General features: G+C 70.1%; 10 protein-coding genes. 4 read left to right on the top strand and 6 right to left on the bottom strand.

Features of this window, described 5'->3' with window-relative positions; all coding sequences use genetic code 11:
• The 6 genes from araA to ACJ73U_RS46535 all read right to left on the bottom strand — a co-directional run.
• Positions 1–1,215: L-arabinose isomerase (gene araA / locus ACJ73U_RS46560; RefSeq protein ID WP_407784225.1), on the bottom strand; the 1,215-nt coding region annotated here is incomplete at its 3' end.
• A gap of 9 nt (positions 1,216–1,224) precedes the next feature.
• Positions 1,225–1,878, bottom strand: coding sequence for an L-ribulose-5-phosphate 4-epimerase (locus ACJ73U_RS46555; RefSeq protein WP_407784224.1), 654 nt, complete (start codon positions 1,876–1,878; stop codon positions 1,225–1,227).
• Positions 1,875–3,548 carry a ribulokinase gene (gene araB, locus ACJ73U_RS46550; RefSeq protein WP_407784223.1) on the bottom strand — a complete coding sequence of 558 codons (1,674 nt, stop codon included), beginning with the start codon at positions 3,546–3,548 and terminating at the stop codon, positions 1,875–1,877. Before araB ends, ACJ73U_RS46555 begins: the two co-directional genes overlap by 4 nt.
• A 266-nt stretch (positions 3,549–3,814) precedes the next feature.
• Positions 3,815–4,801: a LacI family DNA-binding transcriptional regulator gene (locus ACJ73U_RS46545; protein WP_407784226.1), complete on the bottom strand. Its 987-nt coding sequence runs from the start codon at positions 4,799–4,801 to the stop codon at positions 3,815–3,817.
• A 115-nt stretch (positions 4,802–4,916) separates the two neighbouring features.
• The gene (locus ACJ73U_RS46540) at positions 4,917–6,335 is read right to left on the bottom strand and encodes a family 43 glycosylhydrolase (protein WP_407784222.1); all 1,419 of its coding nucleotides are present in this window, start codon (positions 6,333–6,335) and stop codon (positions 4,917–4,919) included.
• Positions 6,336–6,397: 62 nt separating this feature from the next.
• A complete protein-coding gene (locus ACJ73U_RS46535) occupies positions 6,398–8,908 on the bottom strand; it encodes an alpha-L-arabinofuranosidase C-terminal domain-containing protein (RefSeq protein WP_407784221.1) in 2,511 nt (836 codons plus the stop codon).
• Between the two features lie 236 nt (positions 8,909–9,144).
• On the opposite strand from ACJ73U_RS46535, the gene ACJ73U_RS46530 reads away from it, so the two are divergent.
• From ACJ73U_RS46530 to ACJ73U_RS46515, 4 genes are all read left to right on the top strand, one after another.
• Positions 9,145–10,101, top strand: a complete 957-nt coding sequence (locus ACJ73U_RS46530) for an ABC transporter substrate-binding protein (protein ID WP_407784220.1) — start codon at positions 9,145–9,147, stop codon at positions 10,099–10,101.
• A 3-nt stretch (positions 10,102–10,104) separates the two neighbouring features.
• Positions 10,105–11,628, top strand: a complete 1,524-nt coding sequence (locus ACJ73U_RS46525) for a sugar ABC transporter ATP-binding protein (protein ID WP_407784219.1) — start codon at positions 10,105–10,107, stop codon at positions 11,626–11,628.
• Between the two features lie 58 nt (positions 11,629–11,686).
• The gene (locus ACJ73U_RS46520; RefSeq protein WP_407784218.1) at positions 11,687–12,703 is read left to right on the top strand and encodes an ABC transporter permease; all 1,017 of its coding nucleotides are present in this window, start codon (positions 11,687–11,689) and stop codon (positions 12,701–12,703) included.
• 124 nt (positions 12,704–12,827) lie between these two features.
• Positions 12,828–13,393, top strand: a 566-nt coding sequence (locus tag ACJ73U_RS46515) for an ABC transporter permease subunit (protein ID WP_407784217.1), incomplete at its 3' end; no start/stop codon positions are given.

The raw sequence follows: 13,393 nt of genomic DNA, 5'->3' as shown, positions 1-13,393 counted from the left end.
CACCAGGCGGAACCGGTCGCCCAGGTCCGCCAGGCCCACCACCACCGCGGGCCCGGGCCGGGCGTCGAAGACCAGCCGGACGGGGTCCTCCCGCCCGCCGATGCCCAGCGGGTGGATCTCGCAGGACGGTGTGCCGCCCGCGATGGTGGGGCACACCTCGAGCATGTGCGCGCCGAGGATCTTCGGCGTGCCGGGTCCGAAGTGGTAGGTGTAGTCCTCCATGAACGAGGTGCCGCCCGGCGTGCCGGTGCCCATGGCCTTCACGGCGGCGAGCAGCGCGGAGGTCTTCCAGTCGCCCTCGCCGCCGAACCCGTAGCCGTCGGCCATCAGCCGCTGCACGGCGAGCCCCGGCAGCTGCCGCAACCCGCCCAGGTCCTGGAAGTTCGTGGTGAACGCGCCGAAGGAGCCTTCGGTCAGGAACGTCCGCAGACCGGCCTCGATACGGGCGGCGTAACGCAGCGACCCGTGCCGCTCACCGCCCTTCGCCAGCTCCGGCGCGAGGTGGTAGGCGTCGGCGTAGTCGGCGACCAGCAGGTCGACCTCGTCGTCGGTGACCGCGTCCACGAGTGCCACGAGGTCGTTCACGCCGTAGGTGTTGACGGAGACGCCGAAGCGCAACTCGGCCTCGACCTTGTCGCCCTCGGTCACCGCCACGTCGCGCATGTTGTCGCCGAAGCGGGCGAGCCGCAGCGTGCGCAGGTGCGCGAAACCCGTCGCGGCGCGGGCCCATTCGTCGATGCGGCTGGTGAGCACCGGATCGCTCGCGTGCCCGGCCACGGTCTTGCGCGCCACGCCCAGCCGGCTCTGGATGTAGCCGAACTCGCGGTCGCCGTGCGCGGCCTGGTTGAGGTTCATGAAGTCCATGTCGATGGACTCCCACGGCAACGCCTCGTTGAGCTGGGTGTGCAGGTGCAGCAGGGGTTTGCGCAGGATGTCCAGCCCGGTGATCCACATCTTGGCCGGGGAGAACGTGTGCATCCACGCGATCACGCCGACGCACGCCGGGTCGCTGTTGGCCTTTCCCAGCACGTCGCGGATCGCGGCGGAGTCGGTCAACACCGGCTGCCACACGACCTCGGCGCTGATCGCGCCGGAGGAGGTGAGCATGCGCTGGATCTGCTGCGACTGGCTCGCCACCTGGTCCAGGGTCTCCGGACCGTAGAGGTGCTGGCTGCCGGTCAGGAACCAGACCTGTGGCTTGGCGGCAGAGGACATGAACTCTCCTTATTGCCCGTACACGTTCTGGTACCGGGCGTAGAGCCGGTCGACGTCGTCCTGGCCGATGGCGTCCGGCGTGCCGAGCTGGTGTGCGAAGTGGACGGTGCGGGCGACCTCCTCGAGCAGCACGGCCGCCTTGACCGCCGCCCGCGCGTCCTTCCCGACGGTGAACGGCCCGTGCTGGCGCATCAGCACCGCCGGGGACCTGCTCTCCCGCAACGTCTCCACGATGCCGCGGCCGATCGAGTCGTCACCGATCAGGGCGAACGGCCCGACCGGGATGGCGCCGCCGAACTCGTCGGCGATCATGGTGAGCACGCACGGGATGGGCTCGCCGCGGGCCGCCCACGCCGTCGCGTACGACGAGTGCGTGTGCGCGACCCCGCCGACCTCGGGCATGTGCCGGTAGACGTAGGCGTGCGCGTCGGTGTCCGAGGACGGCGAGAGGTCGCCCTCGACGAGGTTGCCGTGCAGGTCGGTGACGACCATGGTGTCCGCGCTGAGGTCGTCGTAGGAGACCCCGGACGGCTTGATCACCATCAGGTCCTCGCCCGGCACCCGCGCGGAGATGTTGCCGGCGGTCCAGCTGACGAGGTTGTAGCGGGTCAGCTCGCGGTGCAGCCCCGCGACGGTCTCCCGCAGCGCTGTGAGCGTGCTCATCGAGCCGCCACCGCCGCGCGCCGCAGCGCCTTCAGCGTGTGCATGACGTCGTTGGCCCCGCGCCCGAAGTAGTCGTGCAGCGTGGCGTACTCCGCGAAGAGCTGGTCGTAGGTCGCCGCGTTCTCGGGAATCGGTTGGTACACACCGCTGTCGACCGAGCCCATCGCGTCGGCCGCCGCGCGGATGTCGGGGTAGGCACCCGCGGCGACGGCGGCGTGCATGGCCGAGCCGAGCGCCGGCCCCTGCGCGGAGCCGATGGTGGACAGCGGCAGGTTCGTGACGTCGGCGTAGATCTGCATGAGCAGCTCGTTGCGCACGAGCCCACCCGCGACGACCAGCTCGGTCACCGGCACGCCCGCCTCGGTGAACGCCGCCACGATCATGCGGGTGCCGAAGGCCGTGGCCTCGAACAGCGCGCGGTAGATGTCCTCGGGCCTCGTGGCGAGGGTCTGGCCGAGCACGAGCCCCGACAGCTCGTGGTCGACGAGCACCGAGCGGTTGCCACTGTGCCAGTCGAGGGCCAGCAGCCCGTGCTCGCCCACCCGCTGCTTGGCCGCGAGGTCGGAGAGGTGCTGGTGCAGCGACTTCCCCTGCGCGCGTGCGGCTTCGTGGTACTCCGGCGGCACCTGGTTCTCGACGAACCACGCGAAGATGTCCCCGACGCCGCTCTGCCCGGCCTCGTAACCCCAGAGGCCCGGGATGATCCCGCCCCGCACCACCCCGCACATGCCCGGCACCTCGTGCAGGTCCGCGCCGCTCATGACGTGGCAGGTGGACGTGCCCATGATCGCGACGAGCCGGCCCGGCTCGACCGCCCGCGCGGCCGGCGCGGTGACGTGGGCGTCGACATTCCCCACGGCCACGGCTATTCCGGCGGGCAGACCGGTCCAGTACGCGGCGAGCTTGCTCAGGTCGCCGGCCCGGTCGCCGAGCTGGCCGATGGGGTGGTCGAGCTTGTCGCGCACGAACCCGGCGAAGTCGGGGTGCAGCTCGCGGAGGAAGTCCTCGGACGGGTAGGCGCCGTCCTGGTAGATGCCCTTGTAGCCGGCGGTGCAGGCGTTGCGGACGTAGTTGCCGGTGAGCTGCCAGATGATCCAGTCCGCGGCCTCGACCCAGTGGGCCATCGCGGCGTAGACCTCGGGGGCCTCCTCCAGCAGCTGGAGCCCCTTGGCGAACTCCCACTCCGAGGAGATGAGACCACCGTAGCGGGGCAGCCAACTCTCGCCGCGGGCGGCGCCCAGCTTGTTGATCCGGTCGGCCTGCGGCTGTGCGGCGTGGTGCTTCCAGAGCTTGACGTAGGCGTGCGGGTTGTCCGCGAACTCCGGCAGCTCGCACAGCGGCGTGCCGTCGGCGGTCACCGGGACCATCGTGCAGGCGGTGAAGTCGGTGCCGATGCCGATCACGTCGTTCGCGTTCACACCGGCGTCCTTGATCGCCTCGGGCACGGCGGTGCGCAGCACGTCGAGGTAGTCCTTGGGCACCTGCAGCGCCCAGTCCGGCGGCAGCGGCCTGCCGCTCCCGGGCAGGGTCCGGTCGACGACCCCGTGGCGGAACTCGTGCACGGCGGTACCGAGCTCGGCGCCGTCCCTCACCCGCACGACCACGGCACGTCCGGAAAGGGTGCCGAAGTCGACGCCCACCACCAGCGCGTCATCGCGATCGTTGGCCATGCGAGGAGTGTTATCGCTAACATCAGGCCCGTCAAGAGGCCGTCCGCTTTGTTACGGAGATCGTTAGTGAGCGTGCACAATGGACGGTTGCCCGTTCGTACCACCGCATTGGGACGCGCGGCGCCCCGGCGAGCGCGCCGCTGTCACGAACTCCGGAATGATTCGCCCGTAGCCGGTTGATCCGGACATGGCCGAAAGGGCACCCCACAGCACGATCGACGTCCAGAAGGCGTCGGCACGAAAAAGTCTTCGCCGTGGGCCGCGGATCAGTCCTCCGGCGGCGAGACGCTGGAGCGCACCACCAGTTCCGGTGCGATCGTGCGGTGGAGCTGCCCCACCTCGCTCTCGGTCACCTGGGCCAGCAACAGGCCGAGTGTCTCGCGGGCCACCGCGTTGAAGTCGGGGCGCACCGTCGTCAGCGGGGGGATGAAGTACGCCGCCTCGGGCACGTCGTCGAAGCCGACGACGCTGACGTCGTAGGGCACGCTGCGGCCCCGTTCGTGCATGGCCCGCAGGATGCCCAGCGCCAGGTGGTCGTTCGCGGCGAAGATGGCGCTGCACTCCGGCATCCGGGCCAGCATCTGGCCTGCCTTGTAGCCCGCCTCCGCGCTCCAGTCGGCCGCCACGAGCGGCGGCTCCTCGACCTCGGCCTCCGCGAGCGCGGCCCGCCAGCCCTGCACCCGGCCGGCACTGTCGAACCAGTCCGCCGGCCCGGACACGTGCCACACCGTGTGGTGCCCCGCGGCGAGCAGGTGCTCGGTCGCGTCGAACGCACCCTGGTACTGGTCCACGGTCACCAGCGGGCTCTCGCGCTCCGGGTCGCCGTCGACGGTCACCAGCGGCACGCCCGCGGGCACGTCGGCGAGTGCCTCGTTGGCCGACGCGGTCGGCGCGATCGCCACGATGCCGGCCACGCGCGCGTCGCGGTGGTGCTCGACGGCCGCGGCGATGGAGCCCCGGTCGAGGACCTTCACCCGGCGCAGGCTCACCGAGAAGCCGGCCTCCGCCGCCGCCGTCTCGAACGCGCCGAGCAGCGAAGACGGTCCGAACAGCGACGAGTTCTGCGCGATGACCCCGATCAGCTGCGACCTGCCGGTGACGAGCGCGCGCGCCGCGTTGTTCGGCCGGTAGCCCAGCTGCTCGATCGCCGCCCGCACCCGTAACCGCGTCTGCTCCCGCACGTTCGGATGCCCGTTCAGCACCCGCGAGACCGTCTGATGGGACACCCCGGCCAGGCGGGCCACGTCCGTCATCGCGGGGTCCCGCGCGACCTTGCTACCCACTACCGGGTTGTCCACTGTGAACCTGCCTTCGACTCGCCTCGGCCCCGGACGTCCTGGACCTGTGTATATACCCAGTGTCCCACCGTCAACCGATTCGGAAGGTCGAACGCTCGCGTTCGGTGCGCCCCCTACCTGGACGGGCGATGACGAGCCGTCCGTTGTCGTGGGCGATATACGCTCCGGAGTCGTTCAGGCACCGCAGTGACACGGCCGAGCGATCCGCGAGACCCGGCACGCGGACGAAGCTCGCGATGGTGCCGTACTCGTCGGCCTCCACGAACTGCTCGATGCGCAGCACCCCGTCGCCCGCGCACACGTAGCGGTCCGGGTAGTTGACCGACTGCACCGACACCGTCCCCGCGCCGAGGTGCCCCGGCGTGAACCGGAACCACGAGTCGGCGACCTCGCGGACGTTGCCCTCGACCCGCAGCCGGAACTCGGCGTGGCGGACGACGAGGTCGGGCGCGTCGAGCGGGGACAGCCGCACGACCGGGTCGCCCTTGCCGACCGGCACCCCGAACGCGGGCGTCCCGTCCTCGTTCCAGTACAGCTTCTGCACGCGTGTGTGCCGGTTCGGGTCGAACAGCGGGTCGCCGTTGATGTCCCGGTAGTCGCGGGCGTGGTAGACGAGCACGTCGGTCGTGCCGTCCTCGGCGACGGTGAAACAGTTGTGCCCCGGACCGAACTGGCGGGTCTCGGCGCTCGTGGTGAAGACCGGGTCGGGCGCCTTGGTCCACGACCGGGCGTCGAGGAGGTTGGCGTTCTCGTCCGCGTGGAGCAGGCCCATGCAGTAGCGGGCGTCAGTGGCGCTCGCCGAGAACGTGACGAACACGCGGCCGTTGCGGACCAGCACCGCCGGGCCCTCGTTGACGCGGAACCCCTGGGTCTCCCAGCTCAGCGTCGGCACGGCGATCCGCACGACCGGCGTGACGAGCTCGAGCGGCGAGACCATCTCCGCGATGTAGAGGTTGCTGTTGGTGGGGATGCCGGGCTCGCTCTGCGCCCAGAGGAAGTACCGCCGGCCGCGGTGGGAGAAGGTGGTCGCGTCGAGTGTGAACGAGTCCCACCCGGTGACCATGCGCTTCGGCGGCAGCCAGCCGGTGCTCCTCGGGTCGTCCTTGATCGACTCCAGCACGTAGGTGCGGATGCGGAACGGGTCGTCCGAGTCGCCCGCGGCGAAGTACACGTACCAGCGGTCGCCGATGCGGTGCAGCTCGGGCGCCCAGATGTAGCCGCCCATGGAGCCGGACGCCGGGCGGCGCCAGATGGTGCGCTCACGGGCCGTGGCGAGGCCGTCGAGGGTCGTGGCGCCGCGGATCACGACGCGGTCGTACTCCGGCACCGAGCCGGTCATGTAGTACATGCCGTTGTCGGCTCTGGTGATGAACGGGTCCGCGCGTTGCTCGACGAGGGGGTTGCGGGTGGTGATGGCGACGGCCTTGCCCGGCCCGTCCGCCGCGTGTTTGCCCCTGGTCGTCGCGGGTGCGGTGCTTCCTGTGGTCATGGGTATCACGCTCGCCGCGGCCACGGCACCGCCGGCACGGAACAAGGTCCTGCGGTCGAGGCTCACGAGCTGCTCCTGGTCCTTGTCCGGATGAACGTCACCGAGTACGGCTGGAACGTATAGGTGAACGTGCTCGCGACGTCGAGGCGGGACTCCCGCGGCGTGATCGGCGTGGTGTACTGCGTGTTCACGTCGTCGGGGTCGCCCTGCAGGGTGGTGACCCGGGCAGAGCGCTCGACGTCCGCGCCGTTCAGCCGGATCTCGGTGCGCGCCGCGGTCGCCTGCGCGTTCACCACCTTGACGATGAGCTCGCCGGTTCGGTTGTCCCGTGTGACGACCTGACGGAACGGCTCCACCTGCTGGCTGTCGGTGAACTCCCCCCACCGCCGGCCGTCGAGGAACAGGGTGACGGTCCGGCCGCGGACCTGGATCCGCAGGTCGTACCGGCGGCCGGTCTGCACGGTGGTGCCGTCGGCGATGAGCGTGGACTTGCCGCCGCCCTCCGCCTTCTCCACCGCCGAGTGGGGGATGTTCCAGCCGCCGAGGTTCCACCAGTAGTAGTTGCCGGAGTCCCTGACCCCGAAGCCGACGAGGAAGCCCTCGCGGCCGGAGAGCTTGGTGGCGTGGACGTTCAGGTCGTAGTTCTGCCACGCGGGGTCGCCGGCCATGACCATGGTGTTCTCGGCGGCCGTGTCGGACTGCACGTAGGCACCGTCGGTGACCGCCCACGTGCCGCGGCCGGCGATGTTCGTCCAGTTGGCGTCGGTGCCGGAGAAGTCGTCGGCGAACAGCGGGGTGCCGTCCGGTGTGGACACCCGCACGTCGTCGTAGGCCGCCGCGGTGTCCCAGGTGGACAGCCCGACCGCGCCCGTGATCGGCTGTTCCTCCTGGGTGGGCGTGCCGGTCGCGGTGCTCGGCACCACGTGGTCGCCGACGTTGTTCATGAACAGCCGCTGCACCTCGTAGTCCGCCGAGCCCCAGGAGGCGCGGTTGTTGAACCAGATCATGTCCGGCCGCCACTGCACGTAGTCCTCGTTGGACAGCAGCGGCGCGTAGGACGCGAGCCGGACGACGTCCGCGTTGCGCTCCAGGCCCGTGAGGTACGCGGCCTCGGCCAGCGCGTTGGAGAACTTGTTGTCCTGCGAGGCGTACTCGCCGAGGAACACCTTGGGGCCGTCGCGGTCGTAGGAGTCGTAGCGCCCGTTGTTCTGCAGGAACCAGGTCGGGCTGTTGTAGTAGTGCTCGTCGACCATGTCGACGCCCGCGTCGCGGTTGAGCTGCCAGAGGCGGTTGAACGTGGCCCCGGCGTCGTCCGGGCCGGCGTTGCTGAGCACGGTCACCTCCGGGTACCTGGCCTTGATCGCGTCCCGGAACCGCAGGAAGTTCGCGAAGAACGCGTCCGGCAGGTTCTCCTCGTTGCCGACCTCGATGTGGGTGAGCCCGAACGGCTTCGGGTGACCCATCTCCGCACGCCTGCGGCCCCAGGTCGAGTCGGCCGGGCCGTTGGCGAACTCGATCAGGTCGAGCGTGTCCTGGATGTGGCGCTGGAGCAGGGCCGGGTCGTCCGTGACCTGGTTCTGGCCGCAGCCGGTGACGAGCGCGGGCACCACCGGCAGCGGCGTGGCGCCGATGTCCTCGGCGAACTGGAGGTACTCGTAGTAGCCGAGGCCGTAGGACTGGTTGTAGCCCCAGAAGTTGGCGTTGGTGGCGCGCTGCTCGACCGGACCGATCGTGTCCTTCCACTGGTAGGACCGCGCGCGTTCCCAGTTCGGCGCCTCGTAGCCGTACATGCTGCCGGTGTTGACCAGGCAGCCGCCGGGGAAGCGGACGAACTTCGGGTGCAGTGCGGCGATCTTCTCGGCGAGGTCGCGGCGCATGCCGTTCGGCCGGCCCTTGTAGGTGTCGTGCGGGAACAGCGACACCATGTCCAGTGCGAGCGTGCCCACTCCCCCGCCCTCGACGAGGAGCCGGCCGGTGATGCTCGCCGTCCGGGCGGTGAGCGTGCCCGTGTAGCGGGTCCAGGTCGTGCCGCGGACGGACAGCCGCAGCGGGGCGGCGAGCGGGGCGCCGGCGGGATCCGTGAGCGAGACGGTCAGGGGCGTGGCCGCCTGGTCCGTGCGGGCCCACACCGAGAAGTCGTACTTCCTGCCCGCCTCGACGGCGATGCCGGAGTTGTAGCCGGCGTTGATGATCCCGCCGGGCAGGCCCAGGCGCAGGTACCGCCGGTTCCTCTCGTTCAACCGGCCGCCGTCGTCGACCACCCGCGGGTCGCCCGCCTTGGGCGCCCAGCCGGTGAGCGGGGTGTAGGAGGCGTTGTCGACGGTGTCGTACTCGAAGGAGCGGTTCTGCACCAGCTCCGCGTACAGGCCACCGTCGGCGGCGCGGTTGATGTCCTCGAAGAAGACGCCGTACATCGTGTCGGAGATGTCGGCGCCGTGAGCGTTCACATCAACGGTGACCGTGTAGTCCTGGTCGGCGCGCGCCTGGTCGGCTGCCGCGCCGCCCGCCGGGGTGGCGAGAGCGCTCACAACGAGGATCGCGACGGGAAGGCGGGCGCCGCGAGATCGTGCCATGGGTGCTCCCTCGGGCTGCGGGTGAACCGGTTCAGGAGTGGGTGGCCCCGCGTACCCCCACCGGGCTTGCCCCGAGGCCGGCGTGGACACGCAAAGTGAGCGTTAACATTAGCGCGGTCTCCCCAGGTGTCAACCGAGGACAAGTTGTTATGACGAGGGGTTGACGCCGTCACTGTGAACGTTCACTCTAGTGGCCCAGTGACACCGGTCACGCACGGTCCAACGGAGGATAAGCAGTGCGGAAGACGATCACGACCGCCTTGGCCGCGGTCCTGCTGACGGCGTTGACAGCGTGCGGCAGCGGGGGTGGCGCCGCGGACGACGGCAAGATCACGATGGGCTTCGCGCAGGTCGGCGCGGAGAGCGGCTGGCGAACCGCGAACACGAAGTCGATCCAGGAGTCGGCGAAGTCGGCCGGGATCGACCTCAAGTTCTCCGACGCGCAGCAGAAGCAGGAGAACCAGATCAAGGCGATCCGGTCCTACATCCAGCAGAAGGTGGACGTGATCGCGTTCAGCCCGGTCGTGGAGACCGGCTGGGACAACGTCCTCCTGGAGGCCAAGCGCGCCAAAATCCCGGTGATCCTCACCGACCGCGCCGTCGACTCCGACGACGAGACGCTGTACAAGACGTTCCTCGGCTCGGACTTCATCGAGGAGGGCAAGAAGGCCGGCAAGTGGCTGCTGGACAACCACAGCGGGCCGACGAACGTCGTCGAGCTGGAGGGCACCACGGGCGCCGCGCCGGCGATCGACCGCAAGAAGGGCTTCGGGGACACCATCAAGTCGAGCCCCGAGATCAAGGTCGTCGCCTCGCAGACCGGTGACTTCACCCGTTCGGGCGGCAAGCAGGTGATGGAGGCGTTCCTCAAGTCCCAGCCCGACATCGACGTCGTGTTCGCGCAGAACGACGACATGGGACTCGGCGCGCTCGAGGCCATCAAGGCGGCGGGCAAGAAGCCCGGCGTCGACATCAAGGTCATCACCATCGACGCGGTGCACGACGGCATGCAGGCACTGTCCAACGGCGAGATCAACTACATCGTCGAGTGCAACCCGCTGCTCGGACCACAGCTGATGGACCTGGCGAAGAAGGTCGTGGCCGGCGAGGACGTGCCGCACCGGGTGGTCACGAAGGAGACCACGTTCACGCAGGAGCAGGCCAAGACCGCGCTGCCGGACCGGAAGTACTGAAACGTGGCCGACGTTTCCCCCCTCGTCGACATCCAGGGCGTCACCGTCACGTTCCCCGGTGTGAAGGCGTTGGCCGACGTTGACTTCCGGTTGTTCCCCGGTGAGGTGCACGCGTTGCTCGGCGAGAACGGCGCCGGCAAGTCGACGCTCATCAAGGCCCTCACCGGGGTGCACACCCCCGACGCCGGCGAGATCCGTCTCGCCGGCGTTCCGGTGTCGTTCCACAGTCCCGCGCAGGCGCAGGACGCCGGGATCGCCACCGTGTACCAGGAAGTCAACCTGTGCGCGAACCTCTCCGTCGCGGAGAACATCCTCCTGGGCCGCGAGCCGCGCCGGTTCGGCTCGATCGACGGCCGCGCGATGCGGGCCCGTGCCGCGGAGCTGCTGTCCCGCATCGGCCTGCACATCGACCCCGGCTCGGCGCTCGGCAGCCACCCGATCGCCGTGCAGCAGCTGGTCGCCATCGCCCGGGCGGTCGCGGTCGACGCGCGGGTGCTGATCCTCGACGAGCCGACGTCCAGCCTGGACGCCGGTGAGGTCGCGGAGCTGTTCCGCATCATGCGGGTGCTGCGGGACGACGGCGTCGCGATCCTGTTCGTGACGCACTTCCTCGACCAGGTCTACGAGATCGCCGACCGGTTGACCGTGCTGCGCAACGGTTCCGTGGTCGGCGAGCACGCGACCACCGCGGTGAGCCGCCTCGAGCTGGTCCGGGCGATGATCGGCCGGGACCTGAGCGTGCTGGACGAGGTCGAGCAGCGCGGCGAGCGGCGGGTGTCGGCCGGGACGGCGTTGCTGCGTGCGGAGCACCTGGGCCGCACGGGCGCGATCGCCCCGTTCGACCTGGAGCTGTACCCCGGCGAGGTCGTGGGGGTGGCCGGCCTGCTCGGCTCCGGCCGCACCGAGCTGGCCCGCCTGCTCTTCGGCGCCGACCACGCCGACTCCGGCCGGGTGCTGCTGGACGGCAGGCCGGTGCGGCTGCGCACGCCGCGGTCGGCGATCGCGAAGGGGATAGCGTTCACCTCCGAGGACCGCAAGGCCGAGGGGCTCGTCGCGGACCTCACGGTGCGGGACAACCTCATCCTCGCGATGCAGGCCGCGCGCGGCTGGTACCGCCAGGTGCCGCGCCGCACCGCGGACGAGCTGGTCGAGCGGTATGTGAACGCTCTCGACATCCGGCCGGCCAACCCCGACGCGGTCGTCGCGACGCTGTCGGGCGGCAACCAGCAGAAGGTGCTGCTGGCGCGGTGGCTGATCACCGAGCCGCGCCTGCTGATCCTCGACGAGCCGACCCGCGGCATCGACGTCGGCGCCAAGGCGCAGATCCAGAAGGTGGTGACCGACCTCGCGGCCGGCGGCATGGCGGTGCTGTTCATCTCCGCGGAGCTGGAGGAGGTCATGCGCGTGTCCGACCGGGTGGTCGTCCTCCGCGACCGGCGGGTGATCGGCGAGCTGGCCGGCGACTCGACGGTCGACGACGTGCTGGCCCTCATCGCGGGCGAGGCCGAGAAGGTGCACATCTCATGAGCGAGCGTGCGAGCGAGTCATCGGCACCGCGGGTGCTCGGAGCCTGTGAGGAGCGCCCGTGAAACGTCTACTGTGGCCACTGCTGGCGCTGGTGGCCCTGCTGTTGCTGAACCTCGCGTTCACGCCGTCGTTCTTCTCCCTGCGGCTGCAGGACGGTCACCTGTTCGGCAGCCTGGTGGACATCCTGCGCAACGGCGCGCCGACGCTGCTCATCGCGCTGGGGATGACCCTGGTGATCGCGACTCGCGGCATCGACCTGTCGGTCGGCGCGGTGGTGGCCATCGCGGGGGCGGTCGCGTGCGCGTACATCGCCGACGGCGGGAACGCCGTCGTGGCCATGTTCCTCGCGCTGGCGCTGTGCCTGGTGCTCGGCCTGTGGAACGGCTTCCTGGTGTCGGTGCTGGGCATCCAGCCGATCATCGCGACGCTGGTGCTGATGACGGCGGGCCGCGGGTTGGCGATGCTCATCACCGAGGGCCAGATCATCACCGTGAACAACGACACCTTCAACGCGGTCAGCGGCGGGTTCCTGGTGCTGCCGATCGCGATCCTCATCAGTCTCGTCGTGCTCGCCGCGGTGGCGCTGGTGACCCGCAGGACGGCCCTGGGCATGCTCATCGAGTCGGTGGGCGTGAACCCCGAGGCGAGCCGGCTGGCGGGCGTGCGCTCCCGCACGATCATCTGGACCGTGTACGTGTTCAGCGCCCTGTGCGCGGGCGTGGCCGGCCTGATGATCGCGTCGAACGTCGACGCGGCGGACGCCAACAACGCGGGCCTGTGGAGCGAGATGGACGCGATCCTGGCGGTCGTCATCGGCGGCACGTCGCTGGCGGGCGGCCGGTACTCGCTGACCGGCACCCTGATCGGCGCCCTGGTGATCCAGACCCTGACCACGACCGTCTACACGATCGGCGTGCCGCCGGAGACGACGCTGGTCTTCAAGGCGGCCGTGGTGATCGTGGTGTGCCTGCTCCAGTCCCCGAGGTTGACGGGCAGGCTGCGCCGACCGGTCGGACCGACCTCTCCCCCGGTCGCGGCGGTACCCCAGGAACCACAGGAGGCAGGCGCCCGATGAGCACGCTCACCATGATCCCGCCCTGCTGCCTGCCGGGCGGCCCGCGGCCACTCCCCGCGCCGCCACCCGCCAACGCGGCAGGCCGGACGAGCACTCCGGTGCGAGCGGGGAAGGCAGGTGCGCGGTGAGCACTCTCGCCAGGATTCCCTCCCGCTTCCTCCCCGTCATCGCGACCTTCGTCGTGTTCGTGCTGACCTTCGGGGCCGGAGCCGTCCGCTACGAGGGCTTCGGCACGCCGCAGATCTTCGCGAACCTGTTCATCGACAACTCGTTCCTCATCGTCGTCGCGGTCGGCATGACGTTCGTGATCCTCACCGGCGGCATCGACCTGTCCGTCGGCTCGGTGGTGGCGCTGTCCACGATGATCGCCGCGGCCACGCTGCGGGCGGGGTGGCCGGTGTGGCTGGTGATGATCGCCGTGCTGGCGACCGGGGCCGCCCTGGGCCTCGGCATGGGGCTCATGATCCACAGGTTCGGTGTGCAGCCCTTCATCGCCACGCTCGCCGGGATGTTCCTCGCCCGCGGCCTGTGCTTCGTGATCAGCGTGGAGTCGGTGTCCATCAAGAACCACACGTTCCGCGACATCGCGACCGCGACCATCGAGCTGGGCAACGTGACGATCACCTACAGCGTTGTGATCGCTCTCATCGTCGTCGCGGTCGCGGCGTACGTGCTGCACCTGACCCGCTT

The sequence above is a fragment of the Actinophytocola sp. genome (assembly GCF_045807065.1).
GTDB lineage: Bacteria > Actinomycetota > Actinomycetes > Mycobacteriales > Pseudonocardiaceae > Actinophytocola.
The sequence above is the reverse complement of the archived record's forward strand: the minus strand, read 5'-3'. Positions and strand labels throughout refer to the sequence as shown.

Bases quoted from the DNA above. Each gene is read 5' to 3' on its own strand.
- ACJ73U_RS46555 (WP_407784224.1), bottom strand. From the start codon at position 1,878: ATGAGCACGCTCACAGCGCTGCGGGAGACCGTCGCGGGGCTGCACCGC.
- ACJ73U_RS46535 (WP_407784221.1), bottom strand. From the start codon at position 8,908: ATGGCACGATCTCGCGGCGCCCGCCTTCCCGTCGCGATCCTCGTTGTG.
- ACJ73U_RS46540 (WP_407784222.1), bottom strand. From the start codon at position 6,335: ATGACCACAGGAAGCACCGCACCCGCGACGACCAGGGGCAAACACGCG.
- araB (WP_407784223.1), bottom strand. From the start codon at position 3,548: ATGGCCAACGATCGCGATGACGCGCTGGTGGTGGGCGTCGACTTCGGC.
- ACJ73U_RS46545 (WP_407784226.1), bottom strand. From the start codon at position 4,801: ATGACGGACGTGGCCCGCCTGGCCGGGGTGTCCCATCAGACGGTCTCG.